The organism is Roseateles sp. NT4 (assembly GCF_051857475.1).
Taxonomy (GTDB): Bacteria; Pseudomonadota; Gammaproteobacteria; order Burkholderiales; family Burkholderiaceae_C; genus Pelomonas.
Genome location: NZ_JBPZGZ010000002.1, coordinates 1,513,532 through 1,534,218 on the forward strand (window position 1 = coordinate 1,513,532; position 20,687 = coordinate 1,534,218).

The 20,687-nt window shown below is 69.9% G+C and carries 17 protein-coding genes; 9 read left to right on the forward strand and 8 right to left on the reverse strand.

All coding sequences use genetic code 11. The annotated features are described in order from the left end of the window. Positions 1-3 precede the first annotated feature (3 nt). The gene (locus ACS5PN_RS16770) at positions 4-1,161 is read left to right on the forward strand and encodes an NAD(P)/FAD-dependent oxidoreductase (protein WP_439465116.1); all 1,158 of its coding nucleotides are present in this window, start codon (positions 4-6) and stop codon (positions 1,159-1,161) included. Here ACS5PN_RS16770 and ACS5PN_RS16775 read toward each other — a convergent pair. Genes ACS5PN_RS16775 through glnE form a run of 5 tightly spaced genes read right to left on the reverse strand, consistent with a single transcriptional unit; the run spans position 1,158 to position 5,711 of the window. Next, positions 1,158-1,793 (reverse strand): hypothetical protein, encoded by a 636-nt coding sequence (locus ACS5PN_RS16775; protein WP_439465117.1) that lies wholly within the window; start codon positions 1,791-1,793, stop codon positions 1,158-1,160. The genes ACS5PN_RS16770 and ACS5PN_RS16775 overlap by 4 nt on opposite strands. Further along, positions 1,783-2,079, reverse strand: coding sequence for an ArsR/SmtB family transcription factor (locus tag ACS5PN_RS16780; protein WP_439465118.1), 297 nt, complete (start codon positions 2,077-2,079; stop codon positions 1,783-1,785). Before ACS5PN_RS16780 ends, ACS5PN_RS16775 begins: the two co-directional genes overlap by 11 nt. Further along, positions 2,072-2,425, reverse strand: a complete 354-nt coding sequence (locus ACS5PN_RS16785) for a VOC family protein (protein ID WP_439465119.1) — start codon at positions 2,423-2,425, stop codon at positions 2,072-2,074. The genes ACS5PN_RS16780 and ACS5PN_RS16785 overlap by 8 nt, the downstream gene beginning before the upstream one ends. Before the next feature lie 26 nt (positions 2,426-2,451). Beyond that, positions 2,452-3,012, reverse strand: a complete 561-nt coding sequence (rrtA, locus tag ACS5PN_RS16790; protein ID WP_439465120.1) for a rhombosortase — start codon at positions 3,010-3,012, stop codon at positions 2,452-2,454. Next, positions 2,991-5,711 (reverse strand): bifunctional [glutamate--ammonia ligase]-adenylyl-L-tyrosine phosphorylase/[glutamate--ammonia-ligase] adenylyltransferase, encoded by a 2,721-nt coding sequence (gene glnE, locus ACS5PN_RS16795; protein WP_439465121.1) that lies wholly within the window; start codon positions 5,709-5,711, stop codon positions 2,991-2,993. The genes rrtA and glnE overlap by 22 nt, the downstream gene beginning before the upstream one ends. A 37-nt stretch (positions 5,712-5,748) precedes the next feature. Between glnE and ACS5PN_RS16800 the strand changes: the two genes are divergently transcribed. Beyond that, complete coding sequence (locus ACS5PN_RS16800) at positions 5,749-9,813, forward strand: YhdP family protein (protein WP_439465122.1); 4,065 nt, start codon at positions 5,749-5,751, stop codon at positions 9,811-9,813. Here the strand turns inward: ACS5PN_RS16800 and ACS5PN_RS16805 are convergent. The 3 genes from ACS5PN_RS16805 to ACS5PN_RS16815 are packed head-to-tail and all read right to left on the reverse strand — an operon-like array spanning position 9,810 to position 12,196. Continuing rightward, entirely contained in the window at positions 9,810-10,670 is an 861-nt protein-coding gene (locus ACS5PN_RS16805) for a substrate-binding periplasmic protein (RefSeq protein ID WP_439465123.1), read from the reverse strand. The genes ACS5PN_RS16800 and ACS5PN_RS16805 overlap by 4 nt on opposite strands. Before the next feature lie 40 nt (positions 10,671-10,710). Further along, a complete protein-coding gene (locus ACS5PN_RS16810) occupies positions 10,711-11,295 on the reverse strand; it encodes an alpha-ketoglutarate-dependent dioxygenase AlkB (protein ID WP_439465124.1) in 585 nt (194 codons plus the stop codon). Between the two features lie 10 nt (positions 11,296-11,305). Then, complete coding sequence (locus ACS5PN_RS16815) at positions 11,306-12,196, reverse strand: LysR family transcriptional regulator (protein WP_439465125.1); 891 nt, start codon at positions 12,194-12,196, stop codon at positions 11,306-11,308. A 100-nt stretch (positions 12,197-12,296) separates the two neighbouring features. Here ACS5PN_RS16815 and ACS5PN_RS16820 point away from each other — a divergent pair, with 100 nt between their 5' ends. The 7 genes from ACS5PN_RS16820 (at position 12,297) to ACS5PN_RS16850 (ending at position 20,676) form a co-directional block, all read left to right on the forward strand. Then, positions 12,297-13,247: a quinone oxidoreductase family protein gene (locus ACS5PN_RS16820; protein ID WP_439465126.1), complete on the forward strand. Its 951-nt coding sequence runs from the start codon at positions 12,297-12,299 to the stop codon at positions 13,245-13,247. Further along, on the forward strand, positions 13,244-13,687 hold the full coding sequence (locus ACS5PN_RS16825) for a RidA family protein (protein ID WP_439465127.1): 444 nt from the start codon (positions 13,244-13,246) through the stop codon (positions 13,685-13,687). The genes ACS5PN_RS16820 and ACS5PN_RS16825 overlap by 4 nt, the downstream gene beginning before the upstream one ends. Beyond that, positions 13,684-14,763: an aminotransferase class V-fold PLP-dependent enzyme gene (locus ACS5PN_RS16830; RefSeq protein WP_439465128.1), complete on the forward strand. Its 1,080-nt coding sequence runs from the start codon at positions 13,684-13,686 to the stop codon at positions 14,761-14,763. Before ACS5PN_RS16825 ends, ACS5PN_RS16830 begins: the two co-directional genes overlap by 4 nt. Then, positions 14,760-15,557: a carbon-nitrogen hydrolase family protein gene (locus tag ACS5PN_RS16835; protein WP_439465129.1), complete on the forward strand. Its 798-nt coding sequence runs from the start codon at positions 14,760-14,762 to the stop codon at positions 15,555-15,557. The genes ACS5PN_RS16830 and ACS5PN_RS16835 overlap by 4 nt, the downstream gene beginning before the upstream one ends. A gap of 75 nt (positions 15,558-15,632) precedes the next feature. Next, positions 15,633-18,983, forward strand: coding sequence for a S41 family peptidase (locus ACS5PN_RS16840; RefSeq protein WP_439465130.1), 3,351 nt, complete (start codon positions 15,633-15,635; stop codon positions 18,981-18,983). Further along, entirely contained in the window at positions 18,980-20,260 is a 1,281-nt protein-coding gene (locus ACS5PN_RS16845; protein WP_439465131.1) for an MFS transporter, read from the forward strand. The genes ACS5PN_RS16840 and ACS5PN_RS16845 overlap by 4 nt, the downstream gene beginning before the upstream one ends. Beyond that, entirely contained in the window at positions 20,257-20,676 is a 420-nt protein-coding gene (locus ACS5PN_RS16850; protein WP_439465132.1) for an STY0301 family protein, read from the forward strand. The genes ACS5PN_RS16845 and ACS5PN_RS16850 overlap by 4 nt, the downstream gene beginning before the upstream one ends. The last annotated feature ends 11 nt before the right edge of the window (positions 20,677-20,687 follow it).

Sequence of the window (20,687 nt, forward strand, 5' to 3'; positions counted from 1 at the left end):
AGCATGTTGAAGGTGATCATCATCGGCGGGGGCGTCATGGGCGCGGCGACGGCCTGCTTCCTGGCCCGCGACCACGGCGCGGCAGTGACCGTCATCGAGCGCGACCCGTCCTATGCGCGGGCGTCCAGCTCGCTGTCGTTGAGCTCCATCCGCCAGCAGTTCTCGCAGCCGGTCAACATGGCGTTGTCGAGATGGAGCCTCGGGTTCCTGCGTCGCGTGGCGGAGGAGCTGACCGTGGCCGACGACATGCCGGCGATAGCCCTGGTCGAGCCCGGCTATCTCTATCTCGCCACCGGGCAAGGCGCATCGACACTGCGCGAAGTGAATGCCATGCAGCGGGCCGAGGGCGTCGACGTGGCGCTGCTGAGCCCGGCCGAGCTGGCGGCGCGCTTCCCCTGGCTGGCCGTCGAGGATCTCGCCTTGGGTTCGCTGGGGCTGAGTGGCGAGGGCTGGTTCGATGGCCCGGCCCTGCATCGCGCCTTCCGGCGCAAGGCCAGGGCCTGCGGCGTGGCTTTCGTCGAAGCCGAGGCGACGGGCTTTGAGACAGCGGGTGATCGCGTGACGGCCGTGCGCTGCGCCGACGGTTCAAGCGTCGGTGGCGATGCCTTCGTCATCGCAGCCGGCGCGTGGAGCGCGCCTCTGGGTTCAGCGCTCGACGTTGAGCTGCCCATTCACGCCAAGAAGCGCGATGTCTTTGTGTTGGAGACACCGGCTTCGCTGCCCGGTTGCCCCCTGGTCATCGACCCGAGCGGCTTCTGGTTCCGTACCGAGGGGGCATTGGTCCTGGCGGGCGGCCCGCCGCGCGGCGACGATGCCGACGAGGCGCCGCTGCACGACATCGACCACGGCCTCTTCGACGAGCTGCTGTGGCCCACGCTCGCGGCGCGTGTGCCGCAGCTCGAAGCACTTCGCGTGCGTTCGGCCTGGGCCGGCTATTACGAGATGAATGCCTTCGACCACAACGGCCTGGCCGGCCGGCTGCCGGGGTATGCGAATGCCTTCACCGCCTGTGGCTTCTCGGGCCACGGCATGCAGCAGTCGCCCGCGGTCGGGCATTCGATGGCCCGGCTGATCGCGGGCCTGGAGGCGCCGCTGATCGAGGCGCTGGCGCCGCAGCGCTTGCTGGACGGTCGGCCTCTCCTCGAGGCCAACGTCATTTAACGGTTGCGCACCCGCTTCTTGGGCGGCGGCGGTTCGCTGCGCACCCAGCGGGTGGCCGTCAGCGCAGCCGACACGGCACTGGTCTTGTTGTCCACATAGCCCCAGCCACGCATGGCGATGCGGACCACGGCGTCCGACGGGTCGGCGTCCGGGCCCTTGGGGTGCACGACCCAGACGGTCTTGCAGATCATGTCGGCATGGAACTCGGCCATGCGCGGCAGCTCCGACGCCTGGCTCAGCACGGCCACCAGCATGCGCGCCTCGCGCAGATTGGTCGTAATGCCGCCGGCCAGGGCCTCGGCCAGGGCCGGGTCCAGGGTGCCGACGGTGGGACCGATGAGCAGGGCGGGGTTGTCGGCGCTGACGCCGAGCTTGGCGGCCAGCGTGGGCGGCGGCGTCTGCAGCTTCTTCAGCCACTTGCCGGCTTCCTTCTCGCCAAGCACCAGGGCCACGGCCTCCTCGCCGATCTCGAAGCGCAGCTCCTCGCCGTCGACGCGCAGGTTCTGCAGCGCGGCGATCTCCCATTTGCGCTTGATCGCGCCGCGCAGCACGACGGTGGTCGACTCCAGCAGGGCGTTGACCTCTTCGGTCTCGGAGCCCACTCGGGCGGTGCAAAGGGCTTCACGTCCCATGGTCGTTCTCTCTTTCCAATTCAAAACTGCCCTGCAGGGCGGCCAGCACCTGCTGCAGGCGCGCAGGGTCGGTGCGGTACATCCAGAACCTGCCGCGCACCTCCAGCGTCAGCAGGCCGGTCTTGCGCAGCACCTTCAGGTGCTCGGACACGCTGGCCAGGGCCAGGGACGAAATCTCGGCCAGTTCACCGGCAGCGCATTCTCGGTTGAGGCATTCGCGCACAAAGCCGCGGCGCTCGGCATGGGCCAGCGCGCGCAGGGCCTCGTCGAGTTCCGCTTCAGTCACCCTGGATCAACGTCAGCAGATTGCCCGCCGGGTCGCGCACCTGGGCCTTGCGCACCCAGCCATTGTCGGTGACCGGCATCTCGACCCGGCCGCCGGTCGCTTCGGCCTGATTCAGGGCCTTGGCCAGGTCGGGCACGACGATGCCTATCGTGATGGCGGCGTCGGGTTGTTCGACCAGGGCGCCGTTGGGGCTGCCGGCGGGCGTCTGCAGCTGCGCGTAGCCCGGGCCGCGTGGCGCGATCTGCCAGCCGAACACCTCGGCGTAGAAGGGCCCCAGGCGTTCGAGATCGGGGCCGGCGACGTCGAAATGGCCGATGCCGAAGGCGGTGTGTGGGTGCTGCGTCATCGCGATCCTCCTTGCTGGAGTCGCGATTATTTCGGTGTTGTCCGAAATGTCAACCAGGCCAGGGCGCCGGCGACCACGCCGCTCAGGTGGGCGAAGGGGGCGACAGGGAAATCGAAGCCGGGTGTGTCGCGCAGCACCGGGCCGAGGGGATGCTCCAGGGCGAGCTTGATGACGAGGCCGACGAGCACGGCGGCGCCGATGTAGTGCTCACGGCTGCGGCGCGTGAACAGCGTCAGCGCGGCAATGGCGGCCAGGGCGTGCAGAGCACCCGACAGGCCGGCGTAGTGCTGCAGCTCAGGGCGCAGACACAGGCCGAGCTGGGTGAAGGGCAGGGCGACCCCGCCGGCGAGTGCTTCACGCGGGCCGAGCTGGGCGCGCCAGCCCAGCAGCGCCAGCACCGCGCAGCCGGCGAGATTGGCGGCGAGGTGAATCGGCGTCCAGTGCACGAAGGCGGCCGTGATGGCGCGCCAGGGCTGGGTTGCCACGAGGATGGGCTGCCAGTCCAGCACCTCACGCGGCAGCGGCCATGCCAGCAGGGACAGCGCGGCCAGGGCCGCGCAGAGCATCAGCCAAACACGGCTTGCCATAGGGCGCGCACGGCGTCACGGTGCGCGGCCAGCGGCGCGGCGGCGGCTTCGTCCAAGGCAGTGGACTGCTCGTCCAGCCGGGCCTTGTGCTGCACGCGGCGCAGCTCGCGATAGGCATTGGCAGCGCTGACGCCGACGCCGGCCGGCAGCAGCCCGGCCGCTTCCGCCATGCGCAGCAGCGCGATGTTGCCGAGGTCGTCCTGCAGCTGCGGGTGGGTGGCCGAATGCGCCAGCACCAGGAACTGCACGGCGAACTCGGCGTCCATCATGCCGCCCTCGCTGTGCTTCACATCGAAGAGCTCCGCCTTCACCGGCCGGGCCGCGCGCACCTTCTCGCGCATGGCCTGCACCTCGCGCCGGAGTGCTTCGGCATCGCGCGGCGCCGTCAGCACCTGGCGGCGCACGCCCTCGCAGCGCTCGGCCAGGGCGGCCTCGCCGGCGCAGAAGCGCGCCCGCGTGATGGCCTGGTGTTCCCAGGTCCAGGCGGTGTTGCTGCCGCGGCCGGTCTGGTAGGCCTCGAAATGGGCCAGCGATGTGACCAGCAGGCCCGAGTTGCCGTTGGGCCGCAGCGCGGTGTCGATGTCGAACAGCTCGCCGGCGGCGGTGCGCAGCGTCAGCCAGGTGATGAGGCGGCGCACGAAGGCGCCGTAGATCTCGCTGGCGTTCTCGTCCTCGTCGTCGAAGACGAAGACCACGTCCAGGTCGCCGCCATAGCCCAGCTCCTTGCCGCCCAGCTTGCCGTAGGCGATGACGGCCAGGCGCGGGTCCTTGCGGTGGGCCTTGGCGAAGCGCGCCCAGGCCCAGTGGATGGCGATCTGCAGCACGGCATCGGCCAGCAGCGACAGGTCGTCGGCCACCTGCTCGACGGTGATGCGGCCTTCGACGTCACGCACCAGCGTGCGGAAGACCTCGGCGTGGTGGGCGCGGCGCAGCGTGTCCAGCAGGGCCTCCTCGTCGGCCTCGCCGCTGCGCTCCCATCCCTGCTCGCGCTCCAGCAGGTCGGCGATGAAGGCCTCGCGATCGAAGCGGGCGTTCAGCAGCAACGGGTCGGCGAGCTCGTCGATGACGCCCGGGTGCTGCATCAGATAGCGCATCGGCCAGCGCGCCAGGCCCAACAGGCGCAGCAGGCGCTGCTGCACGGCCGGGCGCTCGACCAGCAAGGCCAGGTAACTCTCACGACGCAGCAGCGGGCCGACCCAGTCGACAAAGCGCAGGGCGGCATCCAGCGAGCATTCCTCGGCCGCCACGGCCTGGGCCGCGCGGTGGAAGAGCTTGGCCAGGCGCTGGCGCGATTCCTCGCGCAGGCCCTGCACGCGCGGCGTCTCGGCGAGGGCGCGCACGGCCGTCGCCAGTTCGGGCGGCAGGCCATTGAGGAAGTCCTCGCCATCCACAGCCGGCTTCGGCCCGCCGCACTGGCCGCCCTTGCAGCCGCCTTGCGGCTTGCCGCCCTCGTGCAGCAGCGAATCGAATTCGGTCGCCACCAGCTCGCGCACCTCGCCCAACTGCTCGAACAGCTCGCAGGCCTCGCGGCTGCATTTCAGGCCGAGAGACGCGGCAATCCAGGCCAAGTCGGCATCGCCCTGCGGCAGGCAATGGGTCTGCTGGTCGTCCAGGAACTGGATGCGGTGCTCGACGCGGCGCAGGAAGACATAGGCCTCGCTGAGCCTGGCCGCCGTCTCGGCCTTCATCAGCCCGCCGGCGGCCAGCTGGGCCAGGGCCTTGACGGTGGAGCGGGTGCGGATCTCGGGGAACTGGCCGCCGCGCACCACCTGCAGCAGCTGCACGATGAACTCGATCTCGCGGATGCCGCCGCGCGACAGCTTGACGTCGTTGGCGCGCTCGGGCCGGCCGGCAGCGCGGGCCTTGGCCTCGCTGCGGATCTTGCCGTGCAGCTGGCGCAGGCCTTCGAAGACGCCGTAGTCCAGGTATCGTCGGTAGACAAAGGGCGTGACGAGGTGGCGCAGCTGCTGGGTGCGCGGGTCGCCCGGGGCGCCCATGCCCGACAGCGGCGCGACGACGCGGCTCTTCAGCCAGGCAAAGCGCTCCCACTCGCGGCCCTGCACGAGGAAATACTCCTCCAGCATGGCCAGGCTGACGACCGGCGGGCCGCTCTTGCCATTGGGGCGCAGGGCCAGGTCGACGCGGAAGACCTGGCCGTCGTCGGAGACGTCGCCGATCAGCGTGTAGAGGCGCTTCGCGACGCTGGAGAAGTATTCGTGGGCGGTGACAGGGCGTGAACCTTGCGTCTGGCCGTCATCTTCGTAAACGTAGATGAGGTCGATGTCCGACGAGACATTGAGCTCGCGCGCGCCCAGCTTGCCCATGCCGAGCACCCAGAAGGCGATGTCGCCGCCCTCGGCGGTGCGGGGTTCGCCGTGGATGGCGTCCAGCTCGGCGCGGGCCGCGGCCAGGGCCTTGTCAAGGGTCACCTCGGCCAGATGGGTCATGGCCAGCGTGACATCCTCCACGCTGGCGGCCTGTTCGATGTCCAGCACCGCCAGGCGCTCCAGCACCAGATGGCGGGCCACGCGCAGGGCGCTGGCCAGCGGGCGGCTGCCGGCCAGTTCCTCGATCAGCGTACCAATGACGGCGCGGTCGGGCAGGCCCGCCGGCAGCAGCGGCAGTTCGGCCGCATAACGGCGGCGAACCCGCTGCACATAGCGGCTGTGCTCAGCAGATGCGGGAAACGTTTGGCTCATGACCCTGTGCTAGATTGCCTGCCGGCCGGTTCTTCACGTGCCCCAAGACAACGTGTCTGACTTCTTCTCGGCCGCCCTCCATCGCTGCAACCGCGCCTCGCGCTGGCCCTTGCGCCTGTGCTGGCACGCCTTGCGCTGGGCGTTGCTGATCCTGGCCCTGCTGTGGGCTTTGGGGGTGACGGCCTGGGCTGTATTGCACTGGGCCATTCTCCCGCACGCCAATGACTGGCGTCCCTGGCTGGAAAAGGAAGCCTCAAAGGCTTTGGGGTTGGAATTGCGCATCGGCCGCATCACGGTCGAATCCAGTGGCTGGCTGCCGCGCATGGAACTGAGCGACGTGCAGGTGCTGGACGCCGCCGGCCGCCCGGCCCTGCGCCTGCCCCGCGTGGCCGCCGTGCTGTCGGCGCATTCCATGCTGGCCCTGGAGCCGCGCTTCTCTCAACTGCTGGTCGACAAGCCCGAGCTGACCATCCGCCGCGATGCCCAGGGGCGCATCTTCATCGCCGGCCTGGGCCTGGACGACACGGACAAGACCGATGCCGGCACCACCGAGGCCGGCATGGACTGGCTGTTCAGCCAGCCCGAACTCGCCATCGTCAACGGCCGCGTGCGCTGGGTGGACGAAAAGCGTGCCGACGCCCGGCCGCTGGAGCTGTCCGAGCTGAACTTTGTCATGCGCAACGGCCTGCGCCGCCACCAGCTGCGCCTGGACGCCACGCCGCCGCCGGACTGGGGCCGTCGCTTCACGCTGCGCGGCCAGTTCACGCAGAGCCTGCTGAAGCGGCCGGGGGAGTTCCAGCACTGGAGCGGCCAGGCCTATGCCGAGCTGCCGCGGGCCGACCTCAGCCAGCTGCGCCGCCATGTCGACCTGCCTTTCCAGTTGAGCGAAGGCGACGGCGCCGTGCGCGCCTGGGCCGACATCAAGAACGGCAGCCCCACGGCGGCCACGCTGGACCTGGCCCTGCGCTCGGTGCGCCTGAAGGTGCTGGATTCGGCCCCCGAGCTCAACCTGGACCACATCGAAGGCCGGCTGGACCTGGCGCGGGCCAAGGACCGCTTGAGCTTCCAGGCTCGCCAGCTCGGTTTTGTCAGCGGCGATGGCGTCACGTGGCCGCGCTCGGACTGGGGCGTGACCCTGCAGCTTGGCAAGGACGACGAGGTGCTGGGCGGCGAGGTCAATGCCCAGCGCCTGGACTTTGCGCTGATGGCCCAGATCGCCCAGCGCCTGCCGCTGGGTGAGCGCAGCCACAAGCTGCTGACGGAACTGGAGCCGCGCGGCGTGCTGACGGCGTTGACCGGCCAGTGGCAGGGCACGCTGGAGGCGCCGCGCAGCTACCGCGTCCGGGCCCAGATCGACGGCCTGGCGATTGCGGCCAAGCCCAGCGAACAGGAAGGCCATATCGGCCGCCCGGGCTTGCGCGGTGCCAGCCTGGAGTTGGACGCCAGCGAGCGCGGCGGCTCCGCCCGGCTGGCCGTGCACGACGGCGAGATCGAGCTGCCGGGCCTGTTCGAGGACAGCCATCTGCCCGTCACGCGGCTGTCCACGCAGATGCTTTGGCAGTTGGCCCAGCCTGCTGGCAAGACCCCCGGCGATGTCGAGCTGAAACTGCGCGAGCTGCAACTGCAGACGCCCGACTTCAGCGGCGACTTCGACGTCAGCTGGAAGCGCGCGGCCGGCGCCACGACGCCCGGCTTCCTGGACCTGAGCGGCAAGCTGCAGCGGGTGGAAGCGACGCGCGTGGCGCGCTACATCCCGGCGCGGCTGGTCAATACGCGCAGCTATGTGTCGCGCGCCGTGCTCGGTGGCGAGGCCCATGGCACCACCGTCAGGCTCAAGGGCGAGCTGGCCGATTTCCCCTTCGACGCGCCCAGGTCCACCGGCATCTTCAAGGTCGTGACCCAGGCCCAGGGTGTCAACCTGGCCTATGTGCCGCCCAGCGACAACGGCGGCAACTGGCCGGCCATGGAGAACGTCGACGCCGAGCTGGTCTTCGACCGCGCCGGCATGTTCATCAAGGACGGCCGCGCCAAGGTGCTGGGCTATGAACTCAGCGACGTCAACGGCGGCATCAAGGACCTGCACCATGGCCGGCTGCTGCAGCTCGACGGCAATGGCCGCGGCGCCGGCGCCGACCTGCTGCGCTTCGTGCGCGCCTCGCCGCTGGATGAATGGCTGGGCCATGCGCTGAGCACCACCACGGCCCAGGGCCCGGTCGGGCTCAAGCTCGGCATCGCCATCCCGCTGGACGACGTCAAGGAGACCACGGTCAAGGGGCAGCTGCAGCCCGGTGGCGTCGACGTCAAGCTGCGTCCCGAACTGCCGCCGCTGGCCGGCGTGCGCGGCCGCATCGACTTCGACCGCAAGGGCCTGCAGCTGGTTGGCGTGACGGCGCGGCTGCTGGGCGGCGACGCCGGCATCGAAGGCGGCAGCCAGCCGGGCGGCGGCATGCGCTTCGCCGTGCAGGGCCAGGCCACCGCCGAGGGCCTGCGCCGCGCCACCGAGCTGGGCGCCGTGGCCCGCCTGGCCCAGGCCGCCAGCGGCCAGGCCGCCTACCGCTTCCAGCTCGCCATTCCCAAAGACGGCCAGAGCGAACTCAGCGTCGCCAGCAATCTGCAGGGCCTGGCCCTGGACCTGCCGGCGCCCGGCCGCAAGGAAGCCGACGCGGTGCTGCCGCTGCGCCTGCTGATGACGCCGACGACCGCCGGCCACGACGAGCTGCGCCTGGAAGTGGGCGCGCCCGCGGCACCGCTGCTGCAGGCCCAGCTGCAGCGTGACATCTCCGGCCCCGGCTCCCAGGTGCTGCGTGGCGCCCTGGCCGTGCAGGACAAGCTGCCGGCCCTGCCGGCCAGCGGCGTGCTGCTGCAGGTCAATGTCGCGGCCCTGGACCTGGACGCCTGGCAGCAGCGCCTGGGCGGCCTGGCCGGCGGTGGTGGCAACGGCGGCGCTGGCGACAGCGACGACGCCGGCCTGCTGCCCAGCCAGATCTCCATGCGCAGCCAGGCGCTGAAGGTTGGCGGCCGCCAGCTCGGCCGCGCCAGCGCCGTGGTGGCGCGCGAGGGCGCCAACTGGCGCGTCAATGTCGACGCCGAGCAGATCTCCGGCCGCATCGAGTTGAAAGGTGTCAAGGGCGGCCAGATCGATGCCGTGCAGGCACGGCTGTCGCGGCTGTCGCTGCCGCGCCAGGAGGCCGATTCGGTCAGCGATCTCATCGATCCCGGCAAGGGCGACGCCGGCAGCAGCCCGCTGCCGTCGCTGGACATCGCGGTCGACGACTTCGAACTGCGCGGCAAGCGCCTGGGCCGGCTGGAGGTGCTCGCGCAGGCGCCGGCGGCCGCGCGCGATTGGAAGCTGGAGAAGCTGCAGATCACCTCGCCCGAGTCCACGCTGACGGCCACCGGCCGCTGGGGTGGCGAGCCCGGCGCCAAGCGCCGCACCCAGCTCGACTGGAAGCTGGACATCGCCGACGCCGGCAAGCTGCTGGAGCGTCTCGGCCAGGGCCAGAAGGACTCCCCCGTCTTGCGCGGCGGCAAGGGCGTGCTGGCCGGCCAGGTGGGCTGGGACGGCTCGCCGCTGGCCCCCCACTTCCCGAGCATGGCCGGCGCGTTGAATGTGCAGCTGGACACCGGCACCTTCCTGAAGGCCGAGCCCGGCGTCGGACGCCTGCTGGGCGTGCTCAGCCTGCAATCCCTGCCGCGCCGCTTCCTGCTGGACTTCCGCGATGTCTTTGCCGAGGGTTTCACCTTCGACGGCGTGACCGGTGACGTGAAGATCGCTGCCGGCGTGGCCCGCAGCGACAACATCCGCATCCGCGGTCTGCAGGCCTCGGTGCTGGTGGACGGCAGCACCGACCTGGCCGCCGAGACGCAGAAGCTGCGCGTCGTTGTCGTTCCCGAGGTGTCGGCCGGCGGTGCCTCGTTGGCCTATGCCGCCATCAACCCGGCCATCGCCTTGGGCGCCTTCCTGGCCCAGCTCATCCTGAGCCGCCCGGTGGCTGCGGCCAACACGCGCGAGTTCCACATCACCGGCACCTGGGACGACCCCAAGGTGGAGAAGGTCGAGGCACTGCCGGGCAGGGCGGCAAGCGCGGCAAGCGCTCCTTAACGAGAAGCTGCTGAGGCGGCGGCCTCCGCCTCCAACGCCTTCAACTGCAACCTCACCCCCGTGTAGCCGCGCAGCTGCGCCCACGCCGATCTCAGCTCGGGCTGGGCCATGAAGAGGGCATCGAAGCTGCCGTCGGCCGCCGCCAGGTTGAGCCCGCGCAGCAGGCGCTCGGCCAGCTGCGGCTTGTCGCGTGCGACGAAGAAATACAGCGGCTGCTTGTATTGCAGGGCCACGCCGGGCAGCTCGGCAAAGCCCAGTTCGGCATGCTGGATCAGCTCGGCATCGATCTCGTCGCGGGTGCGCGGGATGAAGTCGAAGCGGCCGGCCTTGAGCATGCGGAACAGCAGGTCGAACTTGGGCGTCGTCTCGACGGCAAAGCCGTTGGCCTGCAGGATCTGGGTGTCGCTCCAGTAGGTGCCGGCGCCGGCCCGGAAGTGCCGCAGCGCCTGCAATGTGCGCGCCGAGCGCAGCGTCGGCAGGTCCGCCGCCCGCACGAGCAGGAAGCGCAGCTCGTTGGTGCCCTTGAGCAGGTTGAAGCGCACCGGCAGGGCCTGCGCCTCGCGCTCCGGCGTCGTCGTGCTCCAGATGATGTCGAGCTGACCGTCCTGCAGCATCTGGCGCAGGCGTGGCCGCGGCAGATCGGGCGGGGCGTGGACCAAGGCAGGCACCGGCTCGCGGTCTGCGGTCTTGCTCAAAGCCAGCTTCAGCACCTCGATATAGAAGCCGCCGTGGGCGCTGTAGGCATTGGGGTCGGGCAGGCGCAGTGTCTGCGGCACGGCGCCGCCACGGGCCACCGGCAGGGCGGCGGCAAGGGGCAGGCTCAGCAATTGACGGCGCAGGGCTGACAGGGGCGGCATGACCCTCCGATTCTGATCCCGCGACCCGGAGCGACGTGAGTTATCGGCGGGCGGTCCTGAAGGTGATGGACCAGCGCAGCGCATCCACCGGCGCGACGCTGTGCTGCCAGCCCCAGCGCGCCTCGCCCTGCAGCGCGTAGAGGGAGCGCGGTGCGACGTTCAGCTTGACGATGTCTTCGCGCCTGGGGCTGTCCGGTGGATAGGGCCTGAAGCGCAGCAGGGCCTCGTGGCCCAGCGACACGCCGAAGACGTCCTCGAAGTCCGGCACATCGCGATGCCAGCCCAGCGGCGTGCCGGGCGTGTACTCGGCGACCAGCACATGCACGAGGGCATCTGCAGCGATGCCGGCCCAGCGCGCGACGCGTTCGCGCAGCGGATGCAGCTCCGCGATCAGTGGTGCCGACGGCCTCAGTTCGTTGCTGTCGTAGTCGAACTGCCCGCCGAAGCTGACGACGCGGCGACGGGCGGTATAGCTCTTGTACTTCGCCTCTTTCAACGGCAACCGCTTCACGAGTTCGATCAGCCCGGCCTTCCCGGCCGCCGACAGCCAGCCTGCCTCGTAGCGCAGGCCAGCTGGCAATGCGCCCGGCGAGGGCGGGAGGTCGTCGAACAGGCCGGCTTGCATCCGAGGCAGTTCAGGCCGGCGCCCAGGCTTTCAAGTCGGCCGCCGTCGCCTTGGCCTCCTGGCGCACCCAGGTCGCGAAGCGCTTCACGACGGGCAGGGCGGCGGCGTCCTCGCGGATGACGAGCAGGTTGGCGCGCGGCGAGGGCAGCAGCAGCGGGTGGGCCTGCACCAGCGTGCCCGCCTGCAGCCGCGGCAGCGCCAGGGACAGTCGCGTCACCGCGATGCCGAGACCCGCCTCGGCGGCGTCCAACGTGACGGCCGCGTCGTTGAAGGCCGGGCCTTCGGCCGGGGCGGTGATGCCCGCTGCGGCCTGCCACAGCGGCGCGTCGCCGGTCACAAGGCTGAGCAGGCGGGTGGCCGGCCAGCGTGCGGCGTCCGCCCCCAGCTCGCGCGCCAAGGCCGGCGTGGCGACGGCCAGCAGGCGGTCGCCGAACAGCATCTCGCCGCCATCCTCGGGCCGGCCATGGCGCAGGGCCACCAGGGCCAGGCGCGGCGGCGGGCGCACCAGGGCGTAGTCGGTCTGCACGATGAGTCTCACCGTCGGCACGGCCGCGATGAAGCGGTCCAGCCGCGGCAACAGCCAGGCGCGCGCCAGTGAGCCCAGGGTGGCGATCTGCAGCGTCGTGCGCGCCTCTTCCGGCTCGGGGTAGACGGCCTCGTGCAGGGCGGCCAGCGGACCACCCAGGCGGGCCAGCAAGTCGCGGCCTTCGACCGTCAGCCGCATCTGGTTGCCGACGCGCTGGAACAGGGTCTGGCCACACCAGTCCTCCAGCTGGCGCACCTGGCGGCTGATGGCGCCGGGCGTCAGGTGCAACTCGTCCGCCGCGCGGCTGAAGTTGCCCAGGCGGGCGGCGGCCTCGAAGACTTGCAGGGAGAACAGCGGCGGCAGGCGGTCACGCATGGTGTTGAGAAAAACGCAAAGCGGGTGTGTCAAAGCCTCGCTGGTGCGCGGGCGCCGCGAGGCTGACATTGGCGAGACGTTAACGCTTGAGGTTCAACCCATGTCCACGCAGGCCATCCTTGTCCATCAGTTCGGCGGCCCCGAGGTGCTGGAGCTGCAATCTGTTCCCCTGCCTCAGGCCGCCCCCGGCCGGGCCGTCGTCCGCATCGACTACGCCGGCATCAACTTCGTCGACCTCTACCAGCGCGAGGGCCGCTACCCCGGCATCACGCTGCCTTGGCGTCTGGGCCTCGAAGGGGCGGGCGAGCTCGTCGAGGCGGCGCCTGGCGCGGAGTTCAACGTCGGCGACCGCGTCGCCTTCACGACCGGCGTGCAGGGCGCCTATGCCAGCCATCTGGCCGTGCCGCTGGAGCACCTGGTGCGCGTGCCCGATGCGCTGTCCCTGCGCGACGCCGCCGCGACCCTGGAGCATGGCCTGACGGCGGCCATGCTGCTCGACGACGTCGCGCGCCTGCCGGCCGGCGAGCCGGTACTGGTGCACGCGGCGGCCGGCGGCGTGGGCGGCTGGTTGGTGCAGTGGCTGATCGCGCGCGGCCATCCCGTCTTCGGCACGGTGTCCAGCGACGCCAAGGCCGACTGGCTGCGCGGCCTGGGCGCCGTGCCGCTGCTGACGAGCAGCGACTGGGTGTCGGCCGCGCGCGGCGTCGCCGTCGTCTTCGACTCGGTCGGTCGCTCCACCTTCGCCGGCAGCCTGGAGGCCCTGCGCATGGGCGGCCATCTCATCCTCTTCGGCGCAGCCAGCGGCCAGCCCGAACCGGTCGACGTATTGTCGCTGCAGAAGAAGAGCCTGACGCTGACCCGGCCGGTGCTGCCCCACTTTCTGCCCGACGCCGCCAAGCGCCGCGCGCGGGCCGCGACGGTCTTCGAGGCCGTGCTGAGCGGCGCCGTGCAGCTGCGCATCCACGCCGAATTCCCGCTGGCCGACGTGGCCGGCGCCCATGACCTGCTGGCGTCGCGTGCGACGCAAGGCAAGCTCCTGCTCAAGCCATGACATCCAACCTCAAAGACCGCCTGGCCAGCCTCGGCCACACCCTGCCGGAACTCGGCGCTCCGGCCGCCAACTACCTCCACTACCGCGAGGGGAAGGGGTTGCTCGTCATCGCCGGCCAGATCGGCACGCCGGGCCGCGGCGCCCTCGATGCGCAGGCCGGTCGCGCCGAAGCCGAAGTGGCCGCCTTGAAGCTGCTTGCCGTGCTGGATGCTGCCATCGGTGGCGACCTCGGCCGCGTGCGCCAGGTGCTGCGCCTGGGCATCTTTGTCGCCGCGGCGCCGGGCTTCACGGAGCACAGCGCGGTGGCCGACGGCGCGTCCAATCTCGTCGTGGCTGTGTTGGGCGAGCGCGGCCGGCATGCCCGCGCGGCCGTCGGCGTGGCCAGCCTGCCGGCCGGCGCGGCGGTGGAGGTCGAGGCCCTGGTGGAGCTGGTGTCGTGATCGAGCCGCTGCTGCTCAACCATGCCGGCGCCTCGCCGATGTCGGCGGCGTCCCTGGCTGCCCTGCAGGAGCATCTGGCGCTGGAGACCCGCCTGGGGCCCATGGAGGCGGGCGACAGGGTCGCGCCGCAGCTGCAGCGACTGCGCGAAGACGCCGCCCGGTTGTTGAACGCCGGCAGCGACGAGATCGCTTTTCACGGCAGTGGCTCGGCAGCCTTTGGCACGGCCTGGTCGGCCTTCGTGCATGCAAAACCGCTGCGAGCGGGCGACCGCATCCTCGTGGGCCGCCAGGAATGGGGTGGCAATCTGGCGACCTACCGGCGCAGCGGCGCGACCGTGGAGGTGCTGCCCTGCCGTGCCGACGGCAGCGTCGACGCCGAGGCCAGCGCGGCACTGATCGACAAACGCGTGCGCTGGATCTCGCTGACCTGGCTGCCCGCCAATGGCGGCCTCATCAACGACGCGGCCGCGCTGGGACGCGTGGCGCGGGCGGCCGGCGTACCCTATTTCATCGATGCGGGGCAGGCCGTTGGCCAGCTGCCGGTGGATGTGCAGGCCCTGGGCTGCGATGTGCTGAAGAGCGCCGGCCGCAAGCATCTGCGCGGGCCGCGCGGCACGGCTCTGCTCTATGTGCGCAAGGGGTTCAGTGAGCAACTGGAGCCGTCCTGGGTGGATGTCTCGGGCGCTCGCTTCGAGACGGCGGAGCAGCCGGTGGCACTGCGACTGGCCCTGCAGGTGGCGACTGCCGAAGCGCTGGAGATCGGCATCGACGCCATCGCCGCCCACGTGCAGGGCCTGGCCGTGCTGTTGCGTGAGCGTCTGGCTGAGTTGCCGCATGTGCGCCTGCACGACCTCGGCAGCGGTACCCGCTCGGGCCTGGTCAGCTTCACCGTCGAAGGTGAAGCCGCGCCTGAGACCCGGGCCCGGCTGGCCGGCCAGGGCATCCATGTCGGGGCCAATGGCGTGCCCTACACGCCGCTGGACATGCAGGCCCGCGGGCTGGCAGGCATTGTCCGTGCCTCGTTTTCCTGGCTTAACAACTCAACGGACATCGAGCGGCTAGCATCGGCGCTATGAAAGTCGCTGCAGTTCAAATGGTCTCCGGCCCCGACGTGGCCGCCAATCTTTCGGCCGCACGCCTCCTGCTGGAGGACGCCGCCAAGCGCGGTGCCCAGCTGGCGGCCCTGCCGGAGTACTTCTGCCTGATGGGCATGCACGACAGCGACAAGCTGGCTCTTGCCGAGACCGAGGGCGAAGGCCCGATCCAGGCCATGCTGGCCAGCGCGGCGCGCGACCTGGGGCTGTGGATCATTGGCGGCACCTTGCCGATCAAGTCGACCACGGCCGAGAAGGTGCGCAACACGACGCTGGTGTTCTCGCCCGACGGCGAGCGCGTCGCGCGCTACGACAAGATCCACCTCTTCGCCTTCGACAACGGCCGCGAGAGCTATGACGAGGGCCGGGTGCTGGAGCCCGGCAGCCAGCCGACGAGTTTCGAGGCGGGCGGCATCAAGGTGGGCCTGTCGGTCTGCTACGACCTGCGCTTTCCCGAGCTCTACCGCGGCTATGCCGGCGTCGACCTGCTGGCCGTGCCGGCCGCCTTCACCTACACCACCGGCCAGGCCCATTGGGAGCTGCTGCTGCGCGCCCGTGCGGTCGAGAACCAGTGCTATGTCATCGCGCCGGCCCAGGGCGGCCAGCACCCCAACGGCCGCCGCACCTGGGGTCACAGCATGGTCATCGACCCCTGGGGCCAGGTGCTCAGCGTGCTTGCCGAAGGCGAGGGCGTCGTCGTGGCGGACGTGGACCCGGCCCGCCTGACCCAGGTGCGCCAGCAATTGCCGGCCCTGGCGCATCGCAAACTGGGGTAATCCCAGGGCGGTGACTTTCCGCTCGGCGAAGCGGGGCTTCTAGACTCGTCCGCTTCAGTCTTTCCGAGCCCTGCCATGCGTTTCAAACTCGCGGGCGCCGTTCTGGCGCTGTCGACCGCTCTGTCTGCCCTTGCCGCGCCGAGCGCGCCGCTGGGTCCCGTGACGAATCCGCTGTGGCTGCGCCAGTCCAGCATCTCGCCTGACGGCAAGCAGATCGCCTTCACCTTCCAGGGCAATCTTTACCTCGTGCCGGCCGGCGGCGGCACGGCGCGCCTGCTGGTGGCCAATGGCAACCATGTGACGGCGCCGGTCTGGTCGCCCGACGGCAAGCTGCTGGCCTATGCGGCCGACTTGTACGGCAACAACGACGTCTTTCTGGTCGCCGCCGAGGGCGGCCCCTCGCGGCGGTTGACGGCCCACTCGGTCGGTGAGACACCCATCGCCTTCACGCCCGATGGCAAGTCGGTGCTGTTCTCGGCCACGCGCCAGGACGCCCGCGCCAGCATGGCCTTCCCGTCGCCGGCCCTGGGCGAGCTCTACCAGGTCGGCATCGAGGGCGGTCGCCGTCCCGAGCAGATCTTCAGCGAGCCGGCCATGGCGGGACGCTACAACAAGGCCGGCAGCCAGCTCGTCTACGAAGACTGGAAGGGCTATGAGAACGCCTCGCGCAAACACCACATCTCGCCGGTGGCGCGCGACATCTGGCTGTGGGATGCCAAGACCGGCCAGCACCGCAAGCTGACCACGACCGGCGGCGAGAACCGCAACCCGGTCTGGTCGGCCGACGAGAAGTCGGTCTACTACCTCAGCGAGAAGAGCGGCTCCTTCAACGTCTGGAAGATGCCGCTGGACAACCCCGCGGCGACGCGCCAGATCACGAACTTCACCAAGAACCCGGTGCGCTTCCTCAGCGTCGCCGGTGACGGCACGCTGAGCTTCGGCTTCGACGGCGAGCTCTACACCATGGCCGGCGACACGGCCACGCCGCAGAAAGTCGGCATCGCCGTCGCGGCCGATGCCATGGTGCCGCGCGTCGAGAACCTGAAGCTGTCCGAGGGCGCGACCGACATGGCCGCCAGCCCCGATGGCAGCGAGGTGGCCGTCATCGTGCGCGGCCAGGTCTTCGTCACGTCGGCCGAGTTCGGCAACACCCGCCGCATCACCGAAGGCCCGGGCCAGAAGCGCTCGGTCAGCTTCAGCCCCGACGGCCGCAAGCTGCTGTACGCCTGCGAGGTCAACGGCCAGTGGAGCCTTTGCGAGGCGGCCATCGCCGGTGACAAGAAGGCCGTGCCCAGCTTCTTCAACGCGCCGCGCGTGACGACCAAGGTGCTGCTGCAGGACGCCCACCAGAACTTCCAGCCGCGCTATTCGCCCGACGGCAAGCAGGTCGCCTATCTGCAGGACCGCGCGGCCCTGCATGTGCTGGACATCGCCAGCGGCAAGCACCGCCAGGTGCTCTCCAGCGAATTCAACTACTCGTACGAGGACGGCGACCAGTGGTTCGACTGGGCACCCGACGGCAAGAGCCTGGTGGTGCAGTTCGTCGACCGCAACCGCTGGAGCGCCGAGGTGGGCGTGGTGCCGGCCGACGGCAGCGGCAAGCTGGTCAACCTGACCAACAGCGGCTACGAGGACGTGCATCCCCTCTTCGCGCGCCAGGGCCAGATGCTGATCTGGGCCTCCGACCGCCACGGCCTGCACGGCAACGGCGGCGGCGCGCGTACCGACGCCGACGTCTATGCGATGTTCCTGACCCGTGCCGCCTTCGACCGCTACCAGCTCGACAAGGCCGAGTTCGCGCAGCTGAAGCAGCGTGAGGAGGACGAGAAGAAGGACAAGAAGGACGAGGACAAGAAGGACGAGAAGAAGGACGACAAGAAGGCGGTCGACAAGAAAGACGACAAGAAGGACGAAGGCAAGAAGGACGAGAAAAAGCCCGAGCCGGCCAAGCCCGTCGTCATCGAGCAGGAGGGCCTGGAGAGCCGCATGGCGCGTATCTCCACCGTGTCGGGCGACATCAAGGACTTCGCGATGACGCCCGACGGCGAGCAGCTCTTCTACGTCGTCAAGACCGAAGACGGCCATGAGCTGTGGCAGGTGCGCCTGCGCGAGAAGGAAGGCAAGCGTGTTGCCTCGCTGCCCGGCGGGCGCATCGAGGCCGTCAGCCTGGTGCTGGATGCCAAGGGCGCCAACGGTTTCGTCATGACCGGCGGCAAGGTGCAGAAGTTCAAGGTGCCCGGCGACGACGGCAAGGGCGATGTGAAGACCGAAGGCGTCAAGTTCTCGGCCGAGCTGCGCATCGACCATGCCGCCGAGCGTGCCCAGATGTTCGACCACGTCTGGCGCCAGACCTACGAGAAGCTCTATGTCAGCGACATGGGCGGCGTGGACTGGGCCGGCTACCGCAAGGTCTACGAGCGCCAGCTGCCTTTCGTGGCCGACGGCGCCGACTTCGCCGAGCTGCTGAGCGAGATGCTGGGCGAGCTGAATGTCTCGCACACCGGCAGCAGCTACCGCCCCGCCTCGCGCGGTGACGCGACGGCATCCCTGGGCCTGTTCTACGACCCGGCCCACAAGGGTGCCGGCGTCAAGGTGGGCGAGGTCATCGAGGGTGGCCCGCTGGACCTGGCCTCGGCGAAGCTGAAGGCCGGCATGGTCATCGAGTCCATCGACGGCGAGGCCATCGCGGCCGGTGCCGAGTTCGACTCCATGCTGAACCTGAAGTCCGGCAAGCAGGTCGTGCTGGAGGTGCTGGACCCGGCCACGGGCAAGCACTTCGAGCAGACGGCCCGGGCCATCAGCCTGGGCGCCGAGCGCGAGCTGCTCTACAAGCGCTGGGTGCGCCAGGAGCGCGCCCTGGTGGACAAGCTCTCGGGCGGCCGCCTGGGCTATGTGCATGTGCGCGGCATGGACGACGGCAGCTACCGCCAGACCTTCTCCGACGCCATGGGCCGCGCCAGCGGCAAGGAAGCCCTCATCGTCGACACCCGCTTCAACGGCGGCGGCAATCTGCACGACGAGCTGGCGACGCTGCTGTCGGGCAAGCAATACCTGGAGTTCATGCCGCGCGGCCAGAGCCTGGGCTGGGAGCCCGTCGGCAAATGGATCAAGCCCTCGGCCGTGCTGATCAGCGAGAGCAACTACTCCGACGCCCATCTGTTCCCGTGGACCTACAAACATCTCGGCATCGGCAAGCTCATCGGCATGCCGGTGGCCGGCACCGGCACGGCCGTGTGGTGGGAAACCATGCAGGACGGCGCCACCGTCTTTGGCATCCCGCAGGTGGGCTTCCGCGCCCAGAACGGCGACTTCATGGAGCGCGCCCTGGTCACGCCGGACGTCGTCGTGCCGCATGACAAGGCCAAGCTGGATGCCGGCCAGGACCTGCAGCTGGAGGCGGCCGTCAAGTCGCTGTTGAACAAGTGAGCACTGCTGCCGTGATGCCGGTGGCCCAGCCGGGCCGCACCGTGGCCTGGGTCGTGGCCGTGCTGGTGGCGGTCTCGCTGTTCGGCAACTTCTACGTCTACGACTCCATCGGCCCGGTGGCCGATCTGCTGCAGCAGCAGCGCGGTTTTGCGGATACGCAGATCGCGCTGCTGAACGCCATCTACAGCCTGCCAAACGTCGTCCTCATCCTGGTGGGCGGCGTGCTGGTGGACCGTTTCGGCGCGGCGCGCATGACGCTGATCACGGCCGGCATCTGCGCCCTCGGTGCGGCGCTCACGGCCTTCAGCCCCAGCTTCGCGGGCATAGCGGCGGGCCGGCTGCTGTTCGGCATCGGCGCCGAGACCTTCAACATCGCGACGCTGGCCGCCGTGGCCGACTACTTCGGCGGCCGCAGCCTGGCCCTGGCCATGGGTGCCGAACTGGCCGTGGGCCGCATGGGCTCCTATGGCGCCGACATGTCGCCGACCTGGTTCGCCAACGCCTACGCCCAGGGCTGGCAGCCGCCGCTGGTCATCGCCGCCGTCATCGCGGCCACGTCCTTCGTGGCGGCTTTCGCCTACTGGTGGGTGGACCGCGGCCCGCGCAATGCCGGCCTGCTGCCCACGGCCAAGTCTTCCGCCGAGAAGTTCGTCTGGCGCGACCTGCTGCACTTCGGCAAGGCCTACTGGTATCTGCTGCTGCTGTGCGTGCTCTGGTACTCGGTCATCTTGGCCTTTCGCAGCACCTTCTCGATCAAGTATTTCCAGCACGCCCACGGACTGGACCTGGCCGCGGCCGGGGAGATGAACAGCTATGTCTTCCTGGCGGCCATCTTCGCGACGCCGGCCTTTGGCTGGATGTGCGACCGCTTGGGCCGCTATGCGCCCTTCCTGGCCTTCGGCGCATTTCTGCTGCCGGTGTCCCTGGCCGTGCTGGCGCTGACGCACTGGAGCCTGTGGGTGCCGACGGCCCTGATCGGCGTCAGCTACTCCCTGGTGCCCGCCGTCATGTGGCCGCTGACCAGCCGCCTCGTCGCCCCCAATCGCTTCGGCACGGCCATCGGCCTGATGTGGGTGGTGCAGAACGCCGGCATCAGCGGCGCCAACCTCGTCGCCGGCTGGCTCAACGACCGGGCCGGCGCCAGCGCCGCCAACCCGGCGGGCTACAGCGACATGATGTGGTTCTTCGGGTTGACCAGCGTGGCGGGTTGCGTGTTTGCGCTGCTGCTGTGGGCGACGGCGGGGCGGGCGCGGCATGAGCGGGTGGCAAGGCGATGAATCGCCTTGCAGTTGCCTTCATGACCACCTTCGCCTTTGCGACCTGCGCGGAGGCGCTGGAAATCCGCTGCCCCGAAAAGATCCTGACCACGCAGCGCCTGGACAAGCAGGAGGCCGGTTGGCAGGAGTTTGTGCGGCCTAATGGTGACGGCGGCGTCGATGCGTATGCCTACGTGTCTGGAATTTCCATCTATTCCGACGATCCCAAGCTGCTCCAAGAATTGAAGCCTGACAACGAAACGGCCAGGGATCCCAGCTGGAGTTTCATAAAGCCTCCGCCGGGAACCCCGCCGCTGCACATGGCGTGTTACTACTCCCAGACGCGCATCGAGTTCGTCAGGGCCCTTCCCGCGAACGTCAAGAAGTGCACCGCCAAGCGTGGCGGTGTCCTTCAGTGCGATGTATTCAAGCCCTGAGACGTCGCTGC